The organism is Microtetraspora glauca (assembly GCF_040656155.1).
GTDB classification, from domain to species: Bacteria; Actinomycetota; Actinomycetes; order Streptosporangiales; family Streptosporangiaceae; genus Microtetraspora; species Microtetraspora glauca.
Genome location: NZ_JBFALK010000009.1, coordinates 157321 through 181841 on the forward strand (window position 1 = coordinate 157321; position 24521 = coordinate 181841).

The 24521-nt window shown below is 72.1% G+C and carries 15 protein-coding genes and 1 pseudogene; 9 read left to right on the top strand and 7 right to left on the bottom strand.

Translation table 11 applies throughout. The features are described 5' to 3' along the window. Window positions 1–340 precede the first annotated feature (340 nt). Together AB0I59_RS18235 and AB0I59_RS18240 are read right to left on the bottom strand one after the other, a co-directional pair. Window positions 341–1549 (bottom strand): peptidoglycan recognition protein family protein, encoded by a 1209-nt coding sequence (locus AB0I59_RS18235; RefSeq protein ID WP_358134096.1) that lies wholly within the window; start codon window positions 1547–1549, stop codon window positions 341–343. 138 nt (window positions 1550–1687) lie between these two features. Next, window positions 1688–2164 (bottom strand): peptide deformylase, encoded by a 477-nt coding sequence (locus AB0I59_RS18240; protein ID WP_358134099.1) that lies wholly within the window; start codon window positions 2162–2164, stop codon window positions 1688–1690. Window positions 2165–2387: 223 nt separating this feature from the next. Here AB0I59_RS18240 and AB0I59_RS18245 point away from each other — a divergent pair, with 223 nt between their 5' ends. The 7 genes and pseudogenes from AB0I59_RS18245 to AB0I59_RS18275 all read left to right on the top strand — a co-directional run bounded on the left by AB0I59_RS18245 (window position 2388) and on the right by AB0I59_RS18275 (window position 12501). Further along, window positions 2388–3752: an MFS transporter gene (locus tag AB0I59_RS18245; protein ID WP_358134101.1), complete on the top strand. Its 1365-nt coding sequence runs from the start codon at window positions 2388–2390 to the stop codon at window positions 3750–3752. 144 nt (window positions 3753–3896) lie between these two features. Beyond that, window positions 3897–6095 carry a molybdopterin oxidoreductase family protein gene (locus AB0I59_RS18250; RefSeq protein ID WP_358134290.1) on the top strand — a complete coding sequence of 733 codons (2199 nt, stop codon included), beginning with the start codon at window positions 3897–3899 and terminating at the stop codon, window positions 6093–6095. Continuing rightward, window positions 6092–7489: pseudogene (locus AB0I59_RS18255) on the top strand (FAD-dependent oxidoreductase); the annotation flags it as partial. The gene AB0I59_RS18250 and the pseudogene AB0I59_RS18255, both read left to right, overlap by 4 nt. 141 nt (window positions 7490–7630) lie before the next feature. Further along, a complete protein-coding gene (gene nirB / locus AB0I59_RS18260; protein ID WP_358134293.1) occupies window positions 7631–10111 on the top strand; it encodes a nitrite reductase large subunit NirB in 2481 nt (826 codons plus the stop codon). 23 nt (window positions 10112–10134) lie between these two features. Further along, a complete protein-coding gene (gene nirD, locus AB0I59_RS18265; RefSeq protein WP_358134104.1) occupies window positions 10135–10491 on the top strand; it encodes a nitrite reductase small subunit NirD in 357 nt (118 codons plus the stop codon). Continuing rightward, window positions 10475–11791 carry a uroporphyrinogen-III synthase gene (locus tag AB0I59_RS18270; RefSeq protein ID WP_358134107.1) on the top strand — a complete coding sequence of 439 codons (1317 nt, stop codon included), beginning with the start codon at window positions 10475–10477 and terminating at the stop codon, window positions 11789–11791. The genes nirD and AB0I59_RS18270 overlap by 17 nt, the downstream gene beginning before the upstream one ends. Further along, complete coding sequence (locus AB0I59_RS18275) at window positions 11788–12501, top strand: sirohydrochlorin chelatase (protein ID WP_061255646.1); 714 nt, start codon at window positions 11788–11790, stop codon at window positions 12499–12501. Before AB0I59_RS18270 ends, AB0I59_RS18275 begins: the two co-directional genes overlap by 4 nt. 108 nt (window positions 12502–12609) lie before the next feature. On the opposite strand, the gene AB0I59_RS18280 is transcribed toward AB0I59_RS18275, so the two are convergent. Further along, window positions 12610–13041 carry a MarR family winged helix-turn-helix transcriptional regulator gene (locus AB0I59_RS18280; protein ID WP_358134296.1) on the bottom strand — a complete coding sequence of 144 codons (432 nt, stop codon included), beginning with the start codon at window positions 13039–13041 and terminating at the stop codon, window positions 12610–12612. 554 nt (window positions 13042–13595) lie between these two features. Here AB0I59_RS18280 and AB0I59_RS18285 point away from each other — a divergent pair. Further along, window positions 13596–15860 carry an MMPL family transporter gene (locus AB0I59_RS18285; protein WP_435831010.1) on the top strand — a complete coding sequence of 755 codons (2265 nt, stop codon included), beginning with the start codon at window positions 13596–13598 and terminating at the stop codon, window positions 15858–15860. A gap of 265 nt (window positions 15861–16125) precedes the next feature. Here AB0I59_RS18285 and AB0I59_RS18290 read toward each other — a convergent pair whose 3' ends face one another. The 4 genes from AB0I59_RS18290 to AB0I59_RS18305 all read right to left on the bottom strand — a co-directional run bounded on the left by AB0I59_RS18290 (window position 16126) and on the right by AB0I59_RS18305 (window position 20820). After that, window positions 16126–16830, bottom strand: a complete 705-nt coding sequence (locus AB0I59_RS18290) for a GNAT family N-acetyltransferase (protein ID WP_358134110.1) — start codon at window positions 16828–16830, stop codon at window positions 16126–16128. Window positions 16831–17044: 214 nt separating this feature from the next. After that, entirely contained in the window at window positions 17045–19435 is a 2391-nt protein-coding gene (locus AB0I59_RS18295) for an ATP-binding cassette domain-containing protein (RefSeq protein ID WP_358134113.1), read from the bottom strand. Between the two features lie 252 nt (window positions 19436–19687). Then, on the bottom strand, window positions 19688–19813 hold the full coding sequence (locus AB0I59_RS18300; RefSeq protein ID WP_358134116.1) for a hypothetical protein: 126 nt from the start codon (window positions 19811–19813) through the stop codon (window positions 19688–19690). A 149-nt stretch (window positions 19814–19962) separates the two neighbouring features. Further along, complete coding sequence (locus AB0I59_RS18305; RefSeq protein WP_061255649.1) at window positions 19963–20820, bottom strand: PAC2 family protein; 858 nt, start codon at window positions 20818–20820, stop codon at window positions 19963–19965. Window positions 20821–21014: 194 nt separating this feature from the next. On the opposite strand from AB0I59_RS18305, the gene metH reads away from it, so the two are divergent. Continuing rightward, window positions 21015–24479, top strand: coding sequence for a methionine synthase (gene metH, locus AB0I59_RS18310; RefSeq protein WP_061255650.1), 3465 nt, complete (start codon window positions 21015–21017; stop codon window positions 24477–24479). The last annotated feature ends 42 nt before the right edge of the window (window positions 24480–24521 follow it).

Consider the following 24521-nt stretch of genomic DNA (forward strand, 5'->3'; position numbering starts at 1 on the left):
CAGGACGACCGAAAATCCGCCGAAAAACGAGGGCTACGTTACATTCCTGATCTATGTCCCGGGTGGCCGATGACGAGGTACGCTTTTTGCCCCGATTCTGGAACGGATCTCATTCAATGCCCCCACCCTCGCCGAACTGCGTCTTTTGCGCCGGCGCCGGGGTTCGGGCTCGGAGGAAAGGAAAAACGCGTAACCCTAGCGGCGGCTGATCGTTAAACATATCTGACCAAGTGCGCACTTTGGTGTCAACGCTGACGTCTGGCCTTATCGCCCGGTTTACTCCGTGTCCAAATCGTGATCAAACCTGTGGTCGAACCCGTGGCCTCGGTCCTCGGGCGGGTCAGCCGGTCACGTCGCGCGGGCCCAGCGCGGGCCCGTGCTCGAACGGCACGGCGGCCCCCATGAAACCGCCCCCGCCGGGTAGGGCCAGCCGCCGCGGAGGCCGGCGCTCCAGCGGGACCGGCGGCGCCGCCTGAGCCGCCCTGGCGGCCAGCGCCGCCGCCTGGGCGGGGTCCTGGAACCGGGCGATCCGCCGGACGACCCGGTTGCGCAGTTCCGGCAGATACGCGTAGAGGCTGTCGCCCGGGCACGAGGTGGCGTTGAGGTCGCGGTGCCCGACGATCGCCACGCTCGGGTCGAGGCCGTAGACGCCGCAGAGCCAGGCCGCGAGACGGGTCAGCGCCACGATCTGCCGATGGAGGGGCAACTCGGTCATGTAGGTGCCCTCGGTCTCGATGCCGATCGTGTGGCTGTTGTGGTTCGCCGTGTGCGCGCCCACCACGTGTTCCCCGCGCGCGATGGCGGCGAGCGTGCCGTTCCTTCCCTCCATGACGTAGCCGCCGCGGCTGATCGTGAACTGCTGGCCGATGTCGTCCCAGCCGTTGCGGCCCATGTGGTAGCGCTGGATCGCCTGCGACAGCCGGAAGGCGGCGTCGATCCCGGTGTCGGCGACGTTGGCCGTCGCCGTGTGGTGGACGACGATCCGGTCCGGCGCGTGGTCGACCACCAGGGCCGGGCGCCGCGGCGGGCGGGCCTGCCAGTCCTGGCGCGGATGGATGCGCGGCGGGGCGGCGATGACGGTCCCGGTGGTCGACGCCGCTCGCGCCGCCACAGTCGGTGCCGCGGTCGGGGCCGTCGTGGCCGTCGTCGCCGCGGCAGCGGGGACCGCCGCGGGTGTCGCGGCCTCCGCCGCCGTTCCCGCCGCTGTCGCTCCCGTCGCCCCGGTGGCGGCGGCTGTGGCTCCCGCCGTGCTGCCCGAAGCCGTGCCCGAAGCCGTGCCCGAAGCCGTGCCCGAAGCCGTGCCCGAGGCGGTGCCCGACGTCGCGGCGGCGGTCGCGGGCGCGGCCGGAGGCATGACGGCGGGGGGAAGCGGCCGGAGCAGCGCCACGCCCGCGACACCGCCCCCGAGCGCCAGGAACGCCCGTCGGCTGAGCGCGGCCTCACCATCCGGCGTGAGACCGCGTGTGCGCGCGACCTCGGGCACCGGCCCGAGGTCGCCGGAGTGTGCGGCCTCATCGTCCGGCGTGAGACCGCGGAAGAACACGGACATGTTGACCCTCCCCGAATCGAGCGTGAATTCTCGGGGTTTCCACGTCGGCCGGGAAGGTCGAAGCCATCGTCCCCAGGCACGGAGACGGCTACTCCTCGCGGTCGGATAGTGACGGGTATGTCCGCTGCGCCGGGCGTGCTACGGGATCGCGGCGAGGAAGCGCTTCCGTTCCTCCTCGGGCAGGTGGTCGATGAAGAGGACACCGTCCAGGTGGTCGGCCTCGTGCTGGAGCACACGGGCGAGCATGCCGATGGCGCGGATCGTGAGCGGCTTGCCGTACATGTCCCGGCCGCGGGCGACGGCGGAGAAGGAGCGCTCCAGCGGCCACCACAGGTTCGGGGCCGACAGGCACGCCTCGTCGGCCCGGATCAGGCGGCCGGAGACCTCCAGTCGCGGGTTGACGATGTGGCCCGCCCTTCCGTCCACCTCGAAGGCGATCACCCTGAGGGGGACGCCGATCTGCGGCGCGGCCAGCCCGGCCCGTCCCGACCCGGCCCGCATGGTCGCGGTGAGCGACCGGACGAGATCGCGGATGGAACGATCGAAGGCGGTGACCGGCTCGGCTACGCTCCGTAGCGCTGGATCACTGAACATCCGGATCTGCCGGGCACCCATGCACGCTCCCCGCGGCGACGACGACACCACAACGAAATGCCCGCCCTGGGCGCGTTCCAATCTCTGTTAAATCCGTATTACCACGGTGATACCTGTAGATCGGATGTTTCACGGGTGCGTCACCTGTAACCCTCGCACGATCACCGAGAGTCATCGTGCGTAACGCGCGCCTCCTAGCGTCGGAGCCGGTCCCCAGCCGGCCCCGACGAACGCGGGAGGAACGATGACGATGGCGCGAGAGGCGCGCGGCGCACCACGGAAAGGCCGCTGGATCGGCCACTGGGAGCCGGACGACCCGGCATTCTGGGAGAGCACGGGCCGCAGGGTCGCGCGACGCAACCTGATCTTCTCGATCGTCGCGGAGCACCTCGGGTTCACCCTGTGGACCGTATGGAGCATCGTGGCGGTGAAGCTCGGCGCCTACGAGTTCTCCACGGACCAGCTGTTCTGGATCGTCTCCCTGCCCAACCTGGTCGGGTCCGCGCTGCGCATCCCCTACACCTTCGCGCCCGCCCGGTTCGGCGGGCGCGACTGGACGATCGCCAGCGCGCTGTTCCTGCTGATCCCCGCCGTCCTCCTCGCGGTCGCGGTGAGCGATCCGGGCACGCCGTACTGGGCGTTCCTCGCCATCGCGGCCACCGCCGGGCTGGGCGGCGGCAACTTCGCCTCCAGCATGGCGAACATCACCTACTTCTATCCCCAGTCGCGGCAGGGCGCGGCCCTCGGGCTGAACGCCGCCGGAGGCAACATCGGCGTCAGCTCCGTCCAGCTCCTCATGCCGCTGGTGATCGGCGCGTTCGGCCTCGCCGCCGCCGGACTGTTCTGGGTGCCGTTCATCGTGGCCGCGAGCGCCGGCGCCTACCTCTTCATGGACAACCTCACCTCGGCGAAGGCCGACCCGAGGGACCAGCTCAAGATCGTCACGAGCGGGCACACGTGGATCATGTCGATCCTCTACATCGGCTCGTTCGGCTCGTTCATCGGCTACTCCACCGCGTTCCCGCTGCTGATCAAGTCGCAGTTCCCCGAGCACACCTCGCTCGTCGGGTACGCGTTCGTCGGCGCCCTCGTCGGCTCCCTGGTCCGCCCCGCCGGCGGCTGGTTGTCCGACCGGCTCGGCGGCGCCCGGGTGACCCTCGCCGGGTTCGCGGCGATGGCCCTGGCGCTCCTCCTGGTGTGGCGGGGGCTGGCCGCGCACGACATCACCCTGTTCTTCGGCGCGTACCTGCTGCTGATCGCCACGACGGGCGTCGGCAACGGCTCGACCTACCGCATGATCCCCGCGATCTTCCGGGCGCGGGCGACCGCCGGGGTCCCGGCGTCCGACACGGAGGCGTTCGCGGAGGCGGCGGCGAACGGCCGGCGGGACGCGTCCGCCGCGATCGGCGTCATCTCCGCGATCGGCGCGTTCGGCGGATTCTTCATCAACCGGGGGTTCGGCACCTCCATCGGGGCGACGGGGGACGCGTCCGCCGCACTCGCCGCCTTCGCCGCCTTCTACGCGGCCTGCCTCGCGCTCACCTGGTTCTGCTACCTGCGGAGGGCCGGTTCCAGAGCCGCCGCGGGCCTCGCCGCGGCGCGAGTCTGACCGGCCCCTCACAGCGCGCCGGGCCCGCCCGTTAGCGCGGTTAGCCGCTTGTAGCACAGAGGTAACAGAAGGGACCCAGCGGTGAAACCCCCTGTCAGCACCATCGGACCCGTGCCGATCTCACCGTCCCCCCGAGCGCCTGTGATGTCACGGGTGCCGGAGGGACCCGCCACCCACTGCCCGTACTGCGCGCTGCAGTGCGGCATGAACGTGGCCGGGGGAGAGGTCACTCCGCGCGAGGACATCCCCGCCAACGCCGGCGGCCTGTGCCAGAAGGGATGGACCTCGGCGGAACTGCTGGCGTCCCCCGAACGCCTGACCACCCCGCTGCTGCGCGGCCGGCCCGCCACCTGGGACGAGGCGCTCGGCTTCGCCGCCGCGCGGATCAGGGCCGTCCAGGAGGAGGACGGCCACGACGCGGTGGCGGTGTTCGGCGGCGGCGGCCTCACCAACGAGGCGGCCTACCAGCTCGGCAAGTTCGCCAGGGTGGCGCTGCGCACCGCACAGATCGACTACAACGGCAGGTTCTGCATGTCGTCGGCGGCGGCCGCGTCCGGCCGGGCGTTCGGGATGGACCGCGGCCTGCCGTTCCCGATCACGGACATCGGGCGCGCGGACGCGCTGCTGCTCGCGGGCGGCAACGTCGCGGAGACCATGCCGCCCTTCGTCCGCCACCTGACCAGGATGCGCGACGGCGGCGGGCGCCTGATCGTCGTCGATCCGCGGGTCACCCCGACGGCCGCGCTCGCGGACCTCCACCTGCAGGTGACCCCGGGCACCGACCTCGCCCTCGCGCTCGGCCTGCTGCACCTGGCCGTCGCCGAGGGGTACGCGGACCTCGGCTACCTCGCCGCGCGTACGAGCGGGTTCGAGGCGGTCAGGGACTCGGTGGCGGCGTGGTGGCCGGAACGCGTCGAGCGGGTCACCGGGGTGCCGGTGGCCCGGATGCGCGAGGCCGTACGCCTCCTCGGCACCGCCCCGAGGGCGATGATCCTCACGGGCAGGGGCGCCGAGCAGCACGCCAAGGGCACCGACACGGTGACCGCGTTCGTCAACCTGGCGCTCACGCTCGGCCTGCCCGGCCGCGAGGGGTCCGGCTACGGCTGCGTCACCGGCCAGGGGAACGGCCAGGGCGGCCGCGAGCACGGGCAGAAGGCCGACCAGCTTCCCGGCTACCGCAAGATCGACGATCCGGCGGCCCGCGCTCACGTCGCGTCCGTGTGGGGCGTCGATCCGGACGACCTGCCCGGTCCCGGACAGTCGGCGTACGAGCTGCTGGACGCGCTGGGCACGCCGGGAGGGCCCAAGGCGCTCCTGCTGTTCGGGTCCAACCCGGTGGTGTCCGCGCCGCGCGCCGGGCACGTCACCGAGCGGCTGGGCGCGCTGGACCTCCTCGTGGTCGCCGACCTCGTGCTCTCGGAGACCGCCGCCATGGCCGACGTCGTGCTGCCGGTCACGCAGTGGGCCGAGGAGGCGGGCACGATGACGAACCTGGAGGGCCGCGTCCTGCTCCGCCGCCGGGCGGCCGACCCACCGCCCGGAGTGCGGAGCGACCTGGCCGTCCTGCACGGCATCGCCGACCGGCTCGGCCGCGGCGACCTGTTCCCCACCGACCCGCGTACCGTCTTCGACGAGCTGAGGAGGGCGTCCGAGGGAGGGATCGCCGACTATTCGGGCATCACCTACGAGCGGATCGCGGCCGAGACCGGCGTCTTCTGGCCCTGCCCGCGCACCGGCGAGGACGGCGGGCCGCATCCGGGCACGCCGCGGCCCTTCCTGGACCGCTTCGCCACCGCCGACGGCCGGGCCAGGCTCGTCCCGGTCGAACACCGGCCGGTGGCCGAGGAGATCGACGAGGAGTTCCCCTTCTACCTGACGTCGGGCCGGGTGCTCGCGCACTACCAGTCGGGCGCGCAGACCCGGCGGGTCCCCGCGCTGAACGCCGCGTCGCCCGAGCCGTTCGTGGAACTCCACCCCGACCTGGCGGAGAGGCTCGGCATCGAGCCTGGCGACACCGTTCTGGTGCGCGGCCGGCGCGGCTCCTCCGAGTGCGTCGCCCGGGTGAGCGCCGCGATCCGGCCGGACACGCTGTTCATGCCGTTCCACTGGGAGGGCGTCAACAGGCTGACCAATCCGGCGCTCGATCCGGTGTCGAAGATGCCGGAGTTCAAGGTCTGCGCGGCGACGCTGGAGCGCCGGACGCCGCCCCGCGCGACGGCCGTCGCCGGGGCCGTCGCCGGGGCCGTCGCGGGGGCGGCCGTGGGAGCCGCCGTCGGAGTCGCCGTGGGAGCCGTCGCGGGAGCCGGGAACATCGTGGCGGCGGGTACGGAGCGTGCCCGATGAGGCTCGTCGTGGTCGGGAACGGGATGGCGGGCGCCCGCCTGGTGAGCGAGGTGCGCGCCCGGAGCGCGGACGTGCGCATCACGGTGTTCGGCGCCGAGACGGCGCAGCCGTACAACCGGGTGCTGCTCTCGAACGTGGTGGCGGGCACCTCGACCCGGGAACAGGTCCGCCTGCTCGACCCCCGGTGGTACGCGGAGCACGGCGTGACGGCGCGTCTCGGTGTGGCGGTGAGCGCCGTCGACAGGGACGGCCGGGCGGTCGTGGGCGCCGACGGGACGCGAGAGCCGTACGACGTGCTGGTGCTGGCGACGGGCAGCGAGCCGGTGGTGCCGCCGATCCCCGGGGTGGAGCGGGCGACGCCGTTCCGGACGCTGGACGACTGCGACCGGATCAGGGAGGCCGCCGCGACGGCGCGCCGCGCGGTGGTGATCGGCGGTGGGCTCCTCGGCGTCGAGGCGGCGCGCGGTCTGGCCGGGCTCGGCCTGCCGGTGACGCTCCTCCATCTCGCCGGCCATCTGATGGAGCGCCAGCTCGACGCGGAGGCGGGGCTGGTGCTCGGCGAGACGCTCGCCGCCCTCGGCGTCGAGACGGTGACCGGGGTGAACGCGACCAGGATCGCCGAGGGAGGGGTGGAGCTGTCGGAGGGCGGACCGGTCGAGGCCGACCTGGTCGTGCTCGCCTGCGGTGTCCGGCCGGTCGTCGGGCTGGCCCGCGACGCGGGACTCGGCGTGGAGCGCGGCGTCCTCGTGGACGACGAGTTGCGCACCGACGACCCGGCGATCTTCGCGATCGGGGAGTGCGCGCAGCACGCGGGCACGGTCTACGGCCTGGTGGCCCCGGCGTGGGAGCAGGCGTCCGTCGTGGCGGACCTGGTCACGGGGACGGACAAGGAGGCGCGCTACCGGGGTTCCCGGTTGGTCACGCGGTTGAAGGCGAATCGCGTGGAACTCGCCGCGATGGGGGAGACCCACCTGACGGAGGACGAGGCGGAGATCGTCCGCTTCAGTCACCGGCGCGACGGCACCTACCGCAAGCTCGTGATCAGGGACGACCGACTGGTCGGCGCGATCCTGCTGGGCGAGACGGCGGCCGTGGGCACGCTGACCCAGCTGTTCGACAGGGGCGGGCCGCTGCCCGCCGACCGGGCGGGGCTGCTCTTCCCCGGTCTCGCCGGTCTCGCCGGTCTCGCCGGCCTCGGCGCGGGAGGCGCGGGGGGCGGCGCAGCGGTGGCGGACAGCCCGGTGCGCATGCCGGACTCGGCCCGGGTCTGCCGGTGCAACGACGTAACGAAGGGCCGGATCAGGGCCTGCTGGGAGTCCGGCGCGCGGGACGTCGCCGCGGTGGCGGCCGCGACGCGGGCCACGACCGGATGCGGCGGGTGCCGCGACGCGGTGGAGGGGATCATCGGCTGGCTGTGCGAGCAGGCAGGAGGGCGTGCACGCGTGAACGCGAAGCGGCGAAGGGACGCGGCGAGTACGGCGAACGAGGAGCGTGGCGTGCTCACGAGGCCGGAGCGGAGGACGACCGGGGAAGCGGTGCCGAGCACGGGCCGGCGGGTCGTCGTCGTGGGATACGGCCCGACGGCGCACCGGCTGGTTGAGGCGCTCGCCGCGGGCGGGTTCGCGGGCACCGTCACGGTGCTCGGAGAGGAGCCGCGCCCGGCCTATGACCGGGTGGCGCTGACCTCCTATCTGGCCGGCCGTACCGTCGAGGACCTCACCTACCCGGTGCCCGGCGGCGCGGCGGTCACCGTGACGGTCACGGTGGGCGCCCGGGTGGTGGACGTCGACCGCGAGAGCCGCACAGTGGTCACGGCGGGGGGCGAGGCCGTGCCGTACGACGTGCTGGTGCTGGCGACCGGGTCGGCGCCGTTCGTGCCGCCGGTGCCGGGAAACGACCTGCCCGGGTGCTTCGCCTACCGGACGATCGACGACCTGGACGCGATCAGGGAGGCGGCGCGGGACGGCGGTCCCGGCGTCGTCGTCGGCGGGGGGCTCCTCGGCCTGGAGGCCGCCGACGCCCTGCGCGGGCTCGGCCTGACCACCCACGTCGTGGAGATGAGTGACCGGCTGCTGCCCCGGCAGGTGGACGAGGGCGGTGGCGCGGTGCTCAGGAACCACATCGAGGCGCTCGGCCTGACCGTGCACACGGGTGCCGGAGTGGCGGCCGTCGAGCCGGGGCCGGACGGCAGGGCGGCCCGCCTGGTGAAGCCGGACGGCGAGGCGATCGACGCCCGCGTGGTGGTGTTCTCCGCCGGCATCAGGCCGCGCGACGAGCTCGCCCGGCGGTGCGGCCTCGCGGTGGGCGAGCGCGGAGGCGTCGTCGTGGACGCGGCCATGCGCACCTCGGACCCGCGCGTCTACGCCGTGGGGGAGTGCGCCCTGGCCGGGGGCATGGTCTACGGGCTGGTCGGGCCCTGCTTCACGCAGGCCGAGGTGGCCGCGGACCGGATACTCGGCGGCACGGCGACGTTCGAGGGCGCGGACCCGTCGGCGAAGCTGAAGCTGCTCGGCGTCGAGGTCGCCCAGTTCGGCGCGACGGCCGGGGCGCTCGACGTCACCTACATGGACCCGGTCGCCGGGATCTACAAGCGGCTGTTCGTCAGCGACGACGCGAGGACGCTGCTCGGCGGCATCTGCGTGGGCGACGCGGCGCCGTACGACACGTTGCGGCCCTTCGTGGGCAGGGACCTGCCGGGGACGCCGAGCGACCTGCTGTTCGCCGGTGCGGGCGGCGACCGCGTCGACCTGCCGGACGACGCTCAGGTCTGCTCCTGCAACAACGTCACCAGGGGCCGGGTCCGCGCGGCCGTCGTCGAGCACGGCCTGACCGACGTTCAGGGCGTCAAGGAGTGCACCAGGGCCGGGACGACCTGCGGCAGTTGTGTGCCGATGCTCAAGCGGATCCTGGCCGAGTCGGGCGTCGAGGTGGGCAAGGCCCTGTGCGAGCACTTCGCGTACAGCAGGGCGGAACTGTTCGACATCGTCCAGGTGCGCGGGATCACGACCTTCTCCCGCCTGATCGCGGAGCACGGCACCGGACGCGGCTGCGACATCTGCAAGCCGGTGGTCGCCTCGATCCTCGCGTCCCTGGGCAACGGCCACATCCTGGACGGCGAGCAGGCGGCGCTGCAGGACACCAACGACCATTTCCTCGCCAACATCCAGAAGAACGGCACCTACTCCGTGGTGCCGCGCGTCCCAGGCGGGGAGATCACGCCGGAGAAGCTCATCGTGATCGGCGAGGTGGCCCGCGACTTCGGGCTGTACACCAAGATCACCGGAGGGCAGCGGATCGACCTTCTCGGCGCCCGCGTCGAGCAGCTCCCGCGGATCTGGAAGCGGCTCGTGGACGCGGGCTTCGAGTCCGGCCACGCTTACGGCAAGGCGCTGCGCACGGTGAAGTCGTGCGTCGGTTCGACCTGGTGCAGGTACGGCGTGCAGGACTCCGTCGGCCTGGCCATCGCCCTCGAACTGCGCTACCGGGGGCTGCGGGCGCCGCACAAGCTCAAGTCGGCGGTGTCCGGCTGCGCCCGCGAATGCGCCGAGGCCAGGTCGAAGGACTTCGGGATCATCGCCACCGAGCGGGGCTGGAACCTCTACGTCGGAGGCAACGGAGGCTTCACGCCCCGGCACGCCGATCTGCTCGCCGCCGACCTGCCGGCCGACGAGCTGGTCCGCCTGATCGACCGGTTCCTGATGTTCTACATCCGCACCGCCGACCGGCTGCAGCGGACCTCCGCCTGGCTGGAGAACCTCGACGGCGGGCTCGACTACCTGCGCGAGGTGATCGTCGAGGACTCGCTCGGCATCTGCGCGGACCTCGACGCCCAGATGGAGCGGCACGTCGCCGACTACGCCGACGAGTGGCGCGCCACCCTCGAGGACCCCGAGCGGTCGCGCCGGTTCGTGAGCTTCGTCAACGCGCCGGGCACCCCCGACCCGTCCATCGCCTTCGAGACCGAGCGCGAGCAGATCAAACCGACCCTGATCCCCCTGGAGGCAGTGAGCAGATGAGCGTTCTTCAGGAAAGTCCCGCCATGGCCGGAAGGCCGGCTGGGGAGCGTGCCTGGACCCCGGTCTGCCGGTACGCCGACCTCCTGCCCGACCGCGGCGCGGCGGCGCTGGTCGGCCACGACCAGGTCGCCGTGTTCCGCACCTTCGAAGGCGGCCTGTACGCCATCGGCAACCGCGACCCCTACAGCGGCGCCTACGTGCTGTCGCGCGGCATCGTCGGCAGCAGGGGCGCGGAGCCGACGGTCGCCTCGCCCATGCACAAGCAGGTCTTCTCGCTGCTGACCGGCGTCAGCCTGGACGACCCGGCGACAGCCGTACCGACCTATCCGATCCGCGTCACCGACGGAACCGTGGAGGTGGGCCTTGACCGCGCCGCCTGACCTGATGCCCGACCTGCTGCCGGCGCCGGTGCCCGGCCTGATGCCGGGCGGCCTCCCGGTCGTGCCGCCGGGACCACAGCCCGCGCTGTCGTCCGTACCCTCCTTCGGGCAGGTGTCCGGGCCGTACTCAGAGGCGTCGCCGGGCGGGCCCGGCTCACCGGAGCACAGTCTGGAGACCGCGCCCGACGCGCTCGCCGGGTTCACGATCGGGGTGACCGCCACCCGGCGCCGCGAGGAGTTCTCCGCGCTGCTGGAACGCCGGGGCGCGCGCGTCGTCCAGGCGCCGGCGATCAGGCTCGTCCCGGTGGCCGAGGACACCGAACTGCTCGCCGCCACGCGGGAGTGCCTGGCCGCCCCCGTCGACGAAGTGGTGGTCACCACCGGCGTGGGCTTCCGCGGCTGGATGGCGGCGGCCGAAGGCTGGGGCCTGTCCTCCGAGATCGTCGCGCGGCTGTCGCGGGCGCGGCTGCTGCCCCGCGGGCCCAAGGCGCGCGGCGCGGTACGGGCCGCCGGACTCGCCGACCACTGGACGCCGCCCACCGAGTCGTGCGAGGAGGTCAAGCAGTACCTCCTCGGCCAGGACCTGCGTGGCCGCCGCGTCGCGGTCCAACTGCACGGCGAGCCGTTGACGGACTTCGTGGAGGCGCTGCGCGCGGCGGGGGCGCAGGTGATCGAGGTGCCCGTCTACCGGTGGCTGCCCTACCGTGACCCCTCGCCGCTGCGCCGCCTGGTCACCCAGGCCATCTCCGGATCGGTCGACGCCGTCGCGTTCACCAGCGCGCCCGCCGTCCTCGCCATGCTGAACGCCGCCCGCGCCGAGGGCCTGGAGGACGCTCTGATCGCGGCCTTCCGCGGCCCGGTGGTCGCGGCCTGCGTGGGCTCCGTCACCGCGGCCCCGCTGACGGAACGCGGCGTCCCGGTGATCCAGCCCGACCGGTCCCGCCTCGGCGCCCTGGCCCGCACGCTGGCCCGCCACCTGCCGGAGAACGGCGTGACGCGGCTCGTCGCGGGCGGTCACCGCCTGGAGATCCGCGGACACGCCGTCGTCGTGGACCACGACCTCAAGCCGCTGCCGCCCGCCCCGATGGCCGTGCTCAAGCGCCTCGCCGAGCGGCCGGGCCACGTCGTGGCGCGATCGGACCTGCGGCTGGTCCTCCCCGGCGGCGCGTCGCGCGACTCGGCCGAGCACGCCGTCGAGATGGCCATCACACGGCTGCGCCGCGGTCTCGGCCCGGCAGGGATCGTCGAGACCGTGGTCAAGCGCGGCTACCGGCTGGCCTGCGACCGGGACGAGCGGTGACGACCCTCGTCCTCGCCGCGCACGGCGCCCGCGACCCCCGGTGGGCGGCGGTCATGGCCGCCGTCGCCGGACGGGTGCGCCGCGCGCGGCCCGGCACGCCGGTCGAGCTCGGCTTCCTGGAGATCAGCTCGCCGCCCCTCACCGAGGTGCTGGCCTGTGTACGCGGTCCGGTCGTGGTCGTTCCGTTGCTACTCGCCGGCGGATACCACGCGCACATCGACCTGCCCGCGGTGGTCGCCCGTGCCCGGCCGGACGCCGTCGTGGCCGGGCGCCTCGGACCTCACCCGCTGCTCGCCTCGGTGCTCGCACGGCGGCTCGCCTCCGCCGGGCTGCGCCCCTGCGACGCGGTGATCCTCGGCGCGGCCGGGTCTTCTGACCCCGCCGCGCTCGACGACGTGCGGGCCGCCGCCCGCCTGCTCGCCGTACGGCTGTCGCGTCCGGTCACCGCGGCCTTCGCCGCCAACGGGAGCCCCACGATCGGCGAGGCGCTCGACGGGGTGCGGACGGGCCCGGCGCCGCGCGCCGTGATCGCGTCCTACCTGCTCGCCCCCGGGTTCTTCCACACCCGGCTGAGCGAGAGCGGCGCCGACCTGGTCAGCGAGCCGCTGGGCGCCGACGACGACCTCGCCGCGCTGGTGTGGACGCGGTTCGACGAGGTGGCGGCGACGGTCGCCGGTACGGCCTGCCGCCCGGAGCCCGTCGCGCGGTAGCGCAGCCCGGAGCCCGTCGCGCGGTAGCGCAGCCCGGAGACCGTCTGCCGCGAGCGCCCGAGCCCGTCCTACGGCGAGCGCTGTCCGGAACCGGCGGCTCGACACGCGTCACTCGCGGTACATGCCGGCCGAGATCTCGTTGAGGGTGTCTCCGAGGCGGTTCAGCCAGTCCGCGATGATCTCCAGTTCGACCTCGGAATACCGGGCGTGCATGGCGGTCATGGCATCGCGGATCCCCAGCGGGTTGTCCTCCGCGGACATGGAGCCGGACGGGTCGGCCAGCCGCACCACCACCTTGCGCCGGTCCTCGGGGTGGCGGTCGCGTACGACCAGGCCGCGCGCCTCCATCCGGTCGATGAGGCCGGTGACCGAGCCGGTGGCGAGCTTCAGCCACTGCGCGATCTCTCCTGGGGTCATCGCCCCCGCGCTTCGCAGCAGCATGTAGCACTGGAAGTCCGTGGGGTTGAGGTCGAGGCCGGCCGACATGGCGTGCAGCAGCCGGATGAGGCCGGCGGCGAGCCGCTGCCCGTCGCCCTGGATCGCGAGATAGAGGCTCTCGCGGGATCGGACCGGTTCCGGGCTCTCGGCGTCGGCCCCTGTGCCGGATCGTGTCTCAGCCTGCCTCTCCGGCCGTGTCTCAGCCTGCCTCTCAGGCCGTGTCTCAGCCTGCCTCTCAGGCCGTGTCTCAGGCCGTGAGTCACGCCCGGCTTCAGGCGGTGTCTCAGGCCGTGGGCCAGGTCGGGTCTCAGCCTGCGTCTCGGATCGGCTCTCGGGTCGCGTGTCCGGTTGTTCCGGCCGACCGGATCCCGGGGCGCTGTCCATTCGTCTCCAACGGGGTCGGCGCGGCGGATCGCGGGGCGGGGTCGTCGTCTCGTTCGTGTCGTCGCACAGGAATTCTAGGGCGGGTCCACCGCCCGGCGGCGCTGCTCCGCGCGGGCCGCCCCCGCGCTCCGTTGACCCCGCCGTAGCTCCGGCCCGTCGCACTCCCATCCCTCGACGCTGATGTATCTTGCTTTCCAAGCATCTTGATTATCGAGTCAATCAGACGCGGGAAGCGTTCGCGGCGATGGCGCCGCGGATCCACGGGGGGCGGGATGACCATCCACGACGGCCTGACAAGGCGGCCAGGATCGCGGCCGAAGGAGCCCGTCGACCCTGGTCAGAGCCGGCGGAGACGGAGAGTCTGGTACGGAGCCGCCATCCTCATCGCCCTGGTGTGGATAGCCGGGGTCGGCCCGCTCGGATCCTTCATGGGCCGGCTGGCGGAGGTGCAGAGCAACGACTCGGCCGCCTTCCTCCCGATCGGGGCGGAGTCCACAGAGGTGCAGGAGGCCCAGAAGCGGTTCGAGGACAGCGGGGCCGTCCCCGCGATCGTCGTCTACTCCGTCCCCGAGCCGATGGCCGCGGCGCGACTGGCCGAGATATCGAAGGACGCCGCCAGGCTCGCCGCGCAGCCCTGGATCGAGGGCCGGATCGTCGGCCCCATCCCCGGCACCGAGGACGACCGCGTCGCCCAACTCGTCGTCCCCGTGTCGGAGCGGGTCAAGCCGTCCACCGCGGTCAAGGAGCTGCGTACGCTGCTCGCCGACTCGGCGGTGGGTGGCGCGGAGGTCCAGGTGGGCGGCCCCGCAGCGCTCGCGGCCGACCTCAGCGCCGCCTTCGGCGGGATCGACGGCACGCTGCTCGCCGTCGCGCTGGGCGCCGTGCTGATCATCCTCGTCGCGGTGTACCGCTCACCGCTGCTGCCGTTCGTGGTCATCGTCTCGGCGATGCTCGGCCTGGTGCTGGCGGCGGTCGCCGTCTACGTGATGGCCGACGCCGGGTGGATCAAGCTGAACGGCCAGAGCCAGGGCATCCTGTTCATCCTGGTCGTCGGCGCATGCACCGACTACGCCCTGCTGCTCGTCGCCCGCTACCGGGAGGCGTTGCACGAGCACGCGCGGCCGATCGACGCCCTGCGGACCGCGCTGCGCGGCACAGTCGAGCCGATCCTCGCCTCGGGCGGAACCGTCATCCTGGGCGTGCTGTGCCTGCTCGCCAGTGACCTGTCGTCCAACCGCGGTCTGGGGCCGGTCGCCGCGCTCGGCATCGCCGCGGCGCTGGTGGCGGCGCTGACCTTCCTCCCGGCCGTGCTGCTGCTCCTCGGCCGGGCCGCCTTCTGGCCGGTACGGCCGCGCCCCGCCGGGGAAGCCGCCATCTCGGAAGCCGCCGCCTCGGAAGCCGCCGCCTCAGAAGCCGTCACTCCGGCGGCGCGCGCCACAGAACCGGCCGGAGTGCGGAACCATCCGCTGTGGAGCCGGGTCGCCGCGACCGTCGACCGCAGGCCTCGCTTCTACTGGGCGGCCACTGTCGCGCTGCTCGCCGTCGCCGCGGCGTTCGTCCCGCAGTTCCGCGCCGAGGGGACCGCACAGCTCGACGTGTTCCGCTCCGAGGTCGAGTCGGTGACCGCGCAGCGGACCCTGGAACGCGGCTTCGGCTCCAGTGGTTCGGCCACCCCGGCCGTCATCCTCGCCGACGCGTCCCACCTGGACCAGGTGATCGCCGCGGCGGGGAAGGTGGACGGCGTGACGGCCGTCGCGGCCGTCACCGGGAGCGCGGAGGGGGCGCCTGACAACGCCGGCGGACCGAAGCCGGAGCCCAAGGTCGTGGACGGCAGGTCGCTCGTCCACGCCACGCTCGCCGAGCCCGCGGGGTCGACCGGAGCGGTGGACATCGTGCGCGACCTGCGCGCCGCCGTGCACGCCGTCCCGGGCGCAGGCGCGCTCGTCGGCGGGAGCGCGGCGGTCACCCTCGACACGCTCGACACCTCCGCGCGCGACCTGCGGGTCGTGATCCCGCTCGTGCTGCTGGTCGTGCTGGGCGTCCTGATCGTGCTGCTCCGCTCACTGGTGGCGCCGCTGGCGCTCGTGGCCACCACCGTGCTGTCGTTCGCGTCGGCGCTCGGAGTGGGCGCGCTCGTCTTCAACGGCATCCTCGGCCTGCCCGGGGCCGACCCCGTCGTCCCGCTGTTCGCGTTCGTGTTCCTGGTGGCGCTGGGGATCGACTACAACATCTTCCTGATGACGCGGGCCCGGGAGGAGACCGTACGGCACGGCCACCGCCAGGGCATGCTCCGCGCGCTGACCCTGACGGGCGGGGTCATCACGTCGGCGGGGGTGGTGCTGGCCGCGACGTTCGCCGCGCTGGCCGTGCTGCCCATCCTGTTCCTGCTGCAGCTCGCGTTCCTGGTGGCGTTCGGCGTGCTGCTCGACGCGCTGGTGGTCCGCTCGCTGCTGGTCCCGGCGCTGACGCTGGACGCCGGCCGGTGGATGTGGTGGCCCAGCCGGCTCGCGCGGCGCGACGGCCCCCGACAGAACTAGTCGAGCTCGCGTAGACGTGCGCTTGGAGCTGGTGGAGCAGCTCCGGCTTCGCCCTCGGCGGTATCCGCGTCTCCGCGAACGCCGTGAACACCCAGTCAGTGCTGTCGGCTCGCACCCGGCCGAGCGGGTCTCCGCCGTTCGGCCTCAGGGAAGGATCGGACCGGATTTCGGCGGCAGGCGAAGCTGCCGGTGATCTTGGCATCACCAGCGAGAGGCTCGGTCGTGCCCCCCACCTGCCGCGCACGCATCTCAGTGCCAGAGGCCGTCAGGGCGTGCGGAACCCTTGGAAGGTCACGGGCTTGCGGGTCTCGAAGCCGAGCCGCTCGTAGAGGGCGATCGCGCCGGTGTTCGCCTCGGCCACGTGCAGGAAGGGACGTTCGTGGCGAGCCACGATACGCGCGACGAGCGCACTGATCAGGTGGGCGGCGTAGCCTCGCCCGCGTGCCTCTGGGGCGGTGCAGACGGCGCTGATCTCGGTCCATCCCGGTGGCCGGAGTCGCTCGCCCGCCATCGCCACCAGCGTGCCCTTGTCGCGGACGCCGAGATAGGTGCCGAACTCGCGGGTGCGCGGCCAGAATGGCCCGGGCTGGGCCCGCGCGACGAGGTCGAGCATCTCGGGCACGCTGTCCACGCCGAGTTCGACCACTTCGGCGCCGGTCCCGGCAGGGAGGTGATCAGGTCGGCTGTCGCCGGCCCAGATCATCTGGCGGCCTTCGAGGACGAAGACCGGCTCCCAGTCCGGCGGCGGTGTCGCCGCGCGGCTGAACATGTCGGCGAGCTCGCCTCGGCCGAGCAGTCGAGCGAGGTCGGCCCAGTCCTGCGGATCCGGGTCGGCGGCTACCGCGGAGAAGGTCGCGACTCCCGACTGGTAGGTAGCAGCCCGGCCGAGTCGGCGGGCAAGGTGTGCGTGGTGACCGCGCAGTGATGCGCCCACCGGGTCGTCGAGCGCGGCGGCGTCGCGGTTCACCATTCGTGCTGTTCCTCTCGTGTCGAGCCGGGGTCGGCGGGTGACTGGCTGGACGGGCGATGACTCATCCGGCCGGACATCTTATGGACACCATTCTCAAAGACAGAACCGGCACGGGAGGAGCCGCTCGCCCCTGTCGAACACACCCCGTGCCGGTTCACCGGGACCTGCGAAACAGATGAGAGAACTCGTCTGCCGGTGTCCCCGAGGGCCTCGGTCAGGTGCCGACGTAGGCCGCGAGGTGCTCGCCGGTGAGGGTGGAGCGGGCCGCGACGAGGTCGGCGGGTGTGCCTTCGAAGACGATCCGGCCGCCGTCGTGGCCGGCGCCGGGACCGAGGTCGATGATCCAGTCGGCGTGCGCCATGACCGCCTGGTGGTGCTCGACGACGATGACGGACTTGCCGGAGTCGACGAGCCGGTCGAGCAGGCCGAGCAGCTGTTCGACGTCCGCGAGGTGGAGGCCGGTGGTCGGCTCGTCGAGGACGTAGACGCCGCCCTTCTCGGACATGTGGGTGGCCAGCTTGAGCCGCTGCCGCTCGCCGCCGGACAGCGTGGTGAGCGGCTGGCCGAGGCTGAGGTAGCCGAGCCCGACGTCGGCGAGCCGGTTGAGGATGGCGTGCGCGGCCGGCGTGCGCGCCTCGCCTGAGCCGAAGAACTCCTCGGCCTCGATCACCGACATCGCGAGCACCTCGCTGATGTCGCGGCCGCCGAGGTGGTGGTCCAGCACCGATGCCTGGAACCGCTTCCCCTCGCACTCCTCGCAGGTGGTGGCGACGCCGGCCATCATCGCCAGGTCGGTGTAGATGACGCCCGCGCCGTTGCAGCTGGGGCAGGCGCCCTCGGAGTTGGCGCTGAACAGCGCCGGCTTGACGCCGTTGGCCTTCGCGAACGCCTTGCGGATCGGGTCGAGCAGTCCGGTGTACGTCGCCGGGTTGCTCCGTCGCGAGCCGCGGATCGCGCCCTGGTCGACCGACACCACACCCGCGCCGGCGGGGATCGACCCGTGCACGAGCGAGCTCTTGCCGGAGCCGGCGACGCCGGTGACGACGACAAGCACCCCGAGCGGGATGTCGACGTCGACGCCGCGCAGGTTGTGCGCCGTCGCGCCGCGGATCTCCAGCGTGCCGGCGGGCTTCCGCACCGTCTCCTTGAGGGCGGCCCGGTCGTCGAAATGGCGGCCGGTGATGGTGTCGCTGGCCCGCAGCCCCTCGACGGTGCCCTCGAAGCAGACGGTGCCGCCCGCCGTACCGGCGCCGGGGCCGAGGTCGACGACGTGGTCGGCGATCGCGATCGTCTCCGGCTTGTGCTCCACGACCAGCACCGTGTTGCCCTTGTCCCGCAGCCGCAGCAGCAGGTCGTTCATCCGCTGGATGTCATGGGGGTGCAGGCCCGTGGTGGGCTCGTCGAAGACGTAGGTGACGTCGGTGAGTGAGGAGCCGAGGTGGCGGATCATCTTGACGCGCTGCGCCTCGCCGCCCGACAGCGTGCCCGACGGCCGGTCGAGCGACAGGTAGCCCAACCCGATCCCGACGAACGAGTCGAGCGTGTGCTGCAGCGTGGCGAGCAGCGGCGCCACCGACGGCTCGTCCAGGCCGCGAACCCATGTGGCCAGGTCACTGATCTGCATCGCGCACGCGTCGGCGATGCTGATCCCGCTGATCTTCGATGACCGGGCCGCCTCGTTGAGCCGGGTGCCGTCGCATTCGGCGCAGGTGGTGAAGGTGACCGCCCGCTCCACGAACGCCCGGATATGCGACTGCAGCGAGTCGACGTCCTTGGACAGCATCGATTTCTGGATCTTCGGAATCAGACCCTCGTAGGTCAGGTTGATGCCATCGACCTTGATCTTGGTCGGCTCCTTGTAGAGGAGGTCGTTCAGCTCTTTCTTGGTGAACTCGCGGATCGGCTTGTCCGGGTCGAAGAAGCCGCAGCCGCCGAAGATGCGGCCGTACCAACCGTCCATGGTGTAGCCGGGGATCGTGAGAGCGCCCTCGTTGAGCGACTTGCCGTCGTCGTAGAGCTGGGTCAGGTCGATGTCGTTGACCGAGCCCCGGCCCTCGCAACGCGGACACATGCCGCCGGTGACGTTGAAGCTGCGACGCTCCTTCACGTTCCGTCCGGCGCGCTCCATGGTGACCGCACCCGCTCCACTGATCGAGGCGACGTTGAAGGAGAACGCCTGGGCTGAGCCGATGTGCGGCGTCCCGAGCCGGCTGAAGAGGATGCGCAGCATCGCGTTGACGTCGGTGGCGGTGCCGACCGTGGAGCGGGGGTCGGTGCCCATCCGCTGCTGGTCGACGATGATCGCGGTTGTCAGCCCTTCGAGTACGTCGACCTCGGGGCGCGCCAGCGTCGGCATGAAGCCCTGCACGAAGGCGCTGTAGGTCTCGTTGATCATCCGCTGCGACTCCGCGGCGATCGTGCCGAACACCAGCGAGCTCTTGCCCGAGCCGGAGACGCCGGTGAACACCGTCAGCCGTCGCTTCGGGATCTCGATGGTGACGTCCTTGAGGTTGTTCACGCGCGCGCCCTGCACGCGGATCAGATCGTGGCTGTCGGCGGCGTGCGGCGCAGGCGACTGCGTGTCGGTCCTCGTGGCCATGCTCATCGTCTCTCCATCTGTTACGTGGGCCGCCTTCGCGGTCTCGGTCGGCGTCGCCTGGCTCGATCTAACCAGATTCGAACAGTAGTACGTCTGGTTCTCCCGCGCTCCGGCCCGTAAAGCCTCCGGGCCCCGGCCGGCGGCGTGCCCGTCGAGGCGTCAGTCCGGTCGGGAGCGCCTGGCGTGAACTCGAACGGGAAGTCTGGGAACGGACGGCCCGATCGCCTGGGGTGGCGGGTTCGCCGCCGGCCGTTCGTCTCAACCGTGTCCGGCCCGCAGGAGAAGGAGCGCCACCGGGACCACGTCCGGGCGCTCGCGATGGAAGGCCAGGGACGGGTCCGGGTCGTCGTGCGGGAGGAAGCCCGGGTGAATGGTGATGTCCACGGCGGTCACGCTAGCCGCGGCTCGGAGGGCCGCGCTTCTCGATTCCTGATCGGTGTGGCCACCTGTTTCGCGACGCGCGACGGATCCTCGCCGTCGCGCGCTCGATGCGCCGCGTCATCAGGGAGCACTGCGGCGGACCCGCCGCAGGGTCAGCCGTCGGTGCCGCGGTCCCTGCGGCGGAGGTAGCGCTCGAACTCGGCCGCGATGGCGTCACCGCTGGCCTCCGGCAGCTCGGTGGCGTCCTTGCGCTCCTCCAGCTCCCTGACGTACTCGGCGACTTCGGTGTCCTGGGCGGCCAGCTCGTCCACGCCGTGCTCCCACGCCCTCGCCTCCTCGGCGAGGTCGCCGTACGGCATCGGGATGTCGAGCATGTCCTCGATCCTGCGGAGCAGCGCCAGGGTGGCCTTGGGGTTCGGCGGCTGGGCCACATAGTGCGGCACCGACGCCCACAGCGAAACGGTGCGCAGCCCGGCCGAGCCGAGGGAGTGCTGGAGCACGCCCACGATCCCGGTGGGGCCCTCGTACTTCGACATGTCGAGGTTGAGCGCGCGGGCCATCCCCGCGTCGCTCACCGATCCGACGATGGGCACCGGGCGGGTGTGCGGCGAGTCGTTGAGCAGCGCGCCCAGCAGCACCGCCAGGTCCACGCCGAGGTCGTGGCACAGGCCCACGACCTCCGAGCAGAACGAGCGCCAGCGCATGTTCGGCTCGATGCCGCGAAGCAGCACGACGTCGCGCTTGGCGCCCGGTGGCCGGGCGAGGAGGAACCGGGTCGTCGGCCAGACGATGGACCGGGTCAGGCCGTCGTCGCCCATCTCCACGACCGGGCGGGTCACCTGGAAGTCGTAATAGTCCTCCGGGTCCAGCTCGACCAGCGGAGTCGCCTTCCACTCCGACTCGAGGTGCGCGAGCACTCCGCTGGACGCCTCACCCGCGTCGTTCCACCCTTCGAACGCGGCGATCAGCACCGGGTCGACGAGCTCAGGGAGCCCTTCGAGCTCGATCACGCGCCGCCTCCTCACTGGCCCACAGGGATATGGCCTTCCCCCAAGACTATTCGGTGAGGGGCCTCCGGCGTCACCCACGCGCCCAATGATGATCGTTCGTCTGCGGTAGTCCGGGAACCGTGCGGGGGCCGCCGGTCGTTCCTATTGGCCTACGCGTTCAATAGCGCTGACGCGTATCCGGATAGGCTTGGCGCATGACGAGTGGACCGTCCTTCCGCAGAGCCCTGTCCGAGCGCGTGCTGGTGGCCGACGGGGCGATGGGCACCATGCTGCAGTCCTACGACCCCACGATCGACGATTTCCAGGGTCACGAGGGTTGCAACGACGTCCTCAACGTCAGCCGCCCCGACATCGTCAGGGCCGTGCACGACGCCTACCTCGCGGTGGGCGTCGACTGTGTCGAGACGAACACCTTCAACGCCAACCACGCCGCGCTCGGCGAGTACGACATCGCCGACCGGATCTACGAGCTCTCCGAGGCCGGCGCGCGGCTCGCCCGTGAGCAGGCCGACCAGTGGTCCACCCCCGACCACCCCCGGTTCGTACTCGGCTCGATGGGGCCGGGCACCAAGCTGCCCACGCTGGGGCACCTGCCGTACGCCACGCTGCGCGACGCCTACCGCGACAACGCGGCGGGTCTGATCGCCGGGGGCGCCGACGCGCTGATCATCGAGACCTGCCAGGACCTGCTCCAGGTCAAGGCCGCGGTCGTGGGTTCCAAGCGGGCCGTCGAGGCGGCCGGACGCGACGTGCCGATCATCGCCCAGGTGACGATCGAGACCAACGGCGCCATGCTGCTCGGCTCGGAGATCGGAGCCGCGCTGACCGCGATCGAGCCGCTCGGCGTCGACGTGATCGGCCTCAACTGCGCCACCGGGCCGACCGAGATGAGCGAGCACCTGCGCTACCTGGCCAAGCACTGCCGGGTGCCGCTGTCGTGCATGCCGAACGCGGGCCTGCCGCAGCTCACCTCCGACGGCGCCTACTACCCGCTCAGCCCGGGCGAGCTCGCCGACGCCCACGAGGCGTTCACCCGCGACTACGGCCTCGCCCTGATCGGCGGCTGCTGCGGCACCACTCCCGAGCACCTGCGGCACGTCGTCGAGCGCGTCCGCGGCCGGGGTCGCGAGGCCAGGCGCCCCCGTCCCGAGGCCGGCGCCTCCTCGCTCTACCAGCACGTGCCGTTCCGCCAGGACACCTCCTTCCTCGCCATCGGCGAGCGGACCAACGCCAACGGCTCAAAGGCGTTCCGCGAGGCGATGCTCGCGGGCAACCACGAGGAGTGCGTCGAGATCGCCAGGGCGCAGGCCCGCGACGGCGCCCACCTGCTGGACCTGTGCGTCGACTACGTCGGCCGCGACGGCGTGAACGACATGAAGGAGCTGGCGTTCCGGTTCGCCACCGCCTCCACCCTGCCGATCGTGATCGACTCCACCGAGCCCGCCGTCATCGAGGCCGGCCTGGAGATGCTCGGCGGCCGCGCGATCGTCAACTCGGTCAACTACGAGGACGGCGACGGCCCCGACTCGCGGTTCACCCGGATCATGCGCCTGGTCAGGGAGCACGGCGCGGCGGTCGTGGCGCTGACCATCGACGAGGAGGGCCAGGCCCGCACCACCGAGGGCAAGGTCAGGATCGCCGACCGCCTCATCGAGGACCTGGTGCACAACTGGGGCATGAGGGTCGAGGACATCATCGTCGACTGCCTCACGTTCCCGATCGCCACCGGCCAGGAGGAGACCCGGCGCGACGGCATCGAGACCATGGAGGCGATCCGCGAGCTCAAGCGCCGCCACCCCACCGTGCAGACCACTCTGGGCGTCTCCAACGTGTCGTTCGGCCTGAACCCGGCCGCGCGCATGGTGCTCAACAGCGTGTTCCTGCACGAGTGCGTCAACGCCGGGCTCGACTCGGCGATCGTGCACGCCTCCAAGATCCTGCCGATGGCGCGGATCCCCGACGAGCAGCGCCAGGTCGCGCTCGACATGGTCTACGACCGGCGGCGTGAGGGCTACGACCCGCTGCAGCGGTTCATGGAGCTGTTCGAGGGCGTCGACGCCGCCGCGCTGAAGGCGGGCAAGGCCGCCGAGCTGGCCGGGCTCCCGCTGTGGGAGCGTCTCAAGCGCCGCATCGTCGACGGTGAGCGCAAGGGCCTGGAGGCCGACCTGGACGAGGCGCTCGCCCAGCGGCCCGCCCTGGAGATCATCAACGACGTGCTGCTCGACGGCATGAAGACCGTCGGCGTCCTGTTCGGCTCCGGCGAGATGCAGCTGCCGTTCGTGCTCCAGTCGGCCGAGGTCATGAAGAACGCGGTCGCCTACCTGGAGCCCCACATGGAGCGCCTGGAGGGCGACGGCAAGGGCCGCATCGTCCTGGCCACCGTCAAGGGCGACGTGCACGACATCGGCAAGAACCTCGTGGACATCATCCTGTCCAACAACGGCTACGAGGTGGTCAACCTCGGCATCAAGCAGCCGGTGTCGGCGATCCTGGAGGCCGCGGAGGACAAGAAGGCCGACGTGATCGGCATGTCCGGGCTTCTGGTGAAGTCGACGGTCGTCATGAAGGAGAACCTCGAGGAGATGAACGTCCGGGGGATCTCCGAGAAGTACCCCGTGCTCCTCGGCGGTGCCGCGCTGACCCGGGCGTACGTCGAGCAGGACCTGGCCGACCTGTTCCAGGGCGAGGTCAGGTATGCCAGGGACGCCTTCGAGGGCCTGCGGCTGATGGACGCGTTCATGGCGGTCAAGCGGGGCGAGCAGGGCGCCGAGCTGCCCGCGCTGCGCACCCGCAGGGTGAAGACCGGCGCGGTCCTCACCCGCACCGCGGTCGAGGACCTGCCGGCCAGGTCCGACGTCGCCGCCGACAATCCGGTGCCCACGGCGCCCTTCTTCGGCGACAGGGTCGTCAAGGGCATCCCGCTGGCCGACTACGCCTCCTTCCTCGACGAGCGCGCCACGTTCATGGGCCAGTGGGGCCTCAAGGCCGCGCGCGGCGGCGACGGACCGTCCTACGAGGAGCTCGTCGAGCTCGAGGGCCGGCCGCGGCTGCGCATGTGGCTGGAGCGGCTGCAGACCGAGGGGCTGCTTGAGGCCGCGGTCGCGTACGGCTACTTCCCGTGCGTCAGTGAGGGCGACAACCTGATCATCCTCGACGACGCCGGCAACGAGCGGACCCGCTTCACGTTCCCGCGCCAGCGCCGGGACCGGCACCTGTGCCTGTCCGACTTCTTCAGGTCGCGCGACTCCGGCGAGGTCGACGTGGTCGCCTTCCAGGTGGCGACGATGGGCAACCGGATCAGCGAGGCCACCGCCGAGCTGTTCGCGAAGGACTCCTACCGCGAGTACCTCGAACTCCACGGCCTGTCCGTCCAGCTCACCGAGGCGCTCGCCGAGTACTGGCACGCCCGCGTGCGCTCCGAGCTGGGCATCGGGGGCGACGAGTCCCTGGCCGACATGCTCAAGGTCAACATCGCCGGGTGCCGTTACTCCTTCGGCTACCCGGCCTGCCCCAACCTGGAGGACCAGGTTCAGGTCATGGAGCTGCTCGACCCCTCGCGCATCGGCGTCACGCTGTCGGAGGAGTTCCAGCTGCACCCCGAGCAGGCCACCTCGGCTCTGGTGGTCCACCACCCGGAGGCGAAGTACTTCAACGTCTGACCGTCCCCCCGCGTGATCTTGTGGCCTGGGCCGTATAGCATG

Bases quoted from the DNA above. Each gene is read 5' to 3' on its own strand.
- AB0I59_RS18235 (WP_358134096.1), bottom strand. From the start codon at position 1,549: ATGTCCGTGTTCTTCCGCGGTCTCACGCCGGACGATGAGGCCGCACAC.
- AB0I59_RS18240 (WP_358134099.1), bottom strand. From the start codon at position 2,164: ATGGGTGCCCGGCAGATCCGGATGTTCAGTGATCCAGCGCTACGGAGC.
- AB0I59_RS18245 (WP_358134101.1), top strand. From the start codon at position 2,388: ATGACGATGGCGCGAGAGGCGCGCGGCGCACCACGGAAAGGCCGCTGG.
- AB0I59_RS18250 (WP_358134290.1), top strand. From the start codon at position 3,897: ATGTCACGGGTGCCGGAGGGACCCGCCACCCACTGCCCGTACTGCGCG.
- nirD (WP_358134104.1), top strand. From the start codon at position 10,135: ATGGCCGGAAGGCCGGCTGGGGAGCGTGCCTGGACCCCGGTCTGCCGG.
- AB0I59_RS18285 (WP_435831010.1), top strand. From the start codon at position 13,596: ATGACCATCCACGACGGCCTGACAAGGCGGCCAGGATCGCGGCCGAAG.
- AB0I59_RS18290 (WP_358134110.1), bottom strand. From the start codon at position 16,830: ATGGTGAACCGCGACGCCGCCGCGCTCGACGACCCGGTGGGCGCATCA.
- AB0I59_RS18295 (WP_358134113.1), bottom strand. From the start codon at position 19,435: ATGAGCATGGCCACGAGGACCGACACGCAGTCGCCTGCGCCGCACGCC.
- metH (WP_061255650.1), top strand. From the start codon at position 21,015: ATGACGAGTGGACCGTCCTTCCGCAGAGCCCTGTCCGAGCGCGTGCTG.